The sequence below is a fragment of the Vibrio sp. M260112 genome (assembly GCF_036533775.1).
GTDB lineage: Bacteria > Pseudomonadota > Gammaproteobacteria > Enterobacterales > Vibrionaceae > Vibrio.
Genome location: NZ_JATABH010000161.1, coordinates 1 through 1,055 on the forward strand (window position 1 = coordinate 1; position 1,055 = coordinate 1,055).

Annotated in this window: 1 protein-coding gene; it reads left to right on the top strand. The window is 43.7% G+C overall.

Annotation, left to right across the window (positions count from 1 at the left end; genetic code table 11):
• Window positions 1-1,031, top strand: a 1,031-nt coding sequence (locus QTN95_RS20820) for an IS4 family transposase (RefSeq protein ID WP_331418874.1), incomplete at its 5' end; no start/stop codon positions are given.
• Window positions 1,032-1,055 lie beyond the last annotated feature (24 nt).

Sequence of the window (1,055 nt, forward strand, 5' to 3'; positions counted from 1 at the left end):
AAAGGCTAGGTTCTGATGTCATGAAGTCCGTTTTTACTCAAACGCAGAAATTATGGAATGACAAAACGCCACACCCAGATTGGCATGGTTTAACTCTTCATGCTGTAGATGGTGTGGTCTGGCGAACCCCAGATACTAAAGAGAACGATGAGCGCTTCAGTCGTACTCGAAATCAAAAGTGCTTATCTGAGTATCCTCAAGTTCGAATGGTCTGCCATATGGAACTGACAAGCCATCTTCTTAATAGCGCATCATTCGACTCAACATCGATAAGTGAAGTAGATTTGACAACAAAGCTTATTGAACACTCTCCAGACCAAAGCCTGACCATCTTTGATAGAGGTTTTTACGCTCTAGGGCTTTTACATCGTTGGCAAACGACCGGAAGCGAAAGGCATTGGCTTATTCCTATGCGCAAAGGGGCTCAATATACAACGGTTCGCAAACTGGGACGTGGAGAAGAATTAGTTGAGCTGAAGCTCTCTCCACAAGCAAAAAAGAAATGGTGTGATGCCCCGGAAATACTAGAGGCTCGCCTAATAACTAAGGTAGTTAAGGGGAAAGAAATACGACTGTTAACGTCAATGACAGACCCTTTACGTTACCCAGGAAAAGATATTGCGGAGCTTTACAGTCATCGGTGGGAGATAGAGTTAGGCTATCGAGAGATGAAGCAATATATGCTTCAAAACAGCCTTACTCTACGAAGCAAAAAACCAGAACTCGTTATACAAGAGTTGTGGGGGATGTTGCTAGCCTACAACTTACTTCGCTTCTTAATGTGCCAAATGGCTTACGACCAGAATAAAGTAATGCCTTATCAAATAGGCTTTAAGCAAGCGTCGTTGTTCTTAATAGGTCAGTTACAACTCCTTCCTGCTGTTGCGCCAGGTAGAATCCCTGAGGTAATGAACTACATACTCGATATGGCTGAGAGTTTTACGCTGCCAGAAAGGCGAGATAGGAGCTACCCAAGAGTGGTAAAAAGAAGGCCCAGTCGCTACGCGACTAGGCCTTCAAAAAGGTGTTAAATGCTTCTTAACTGACAAGCATTA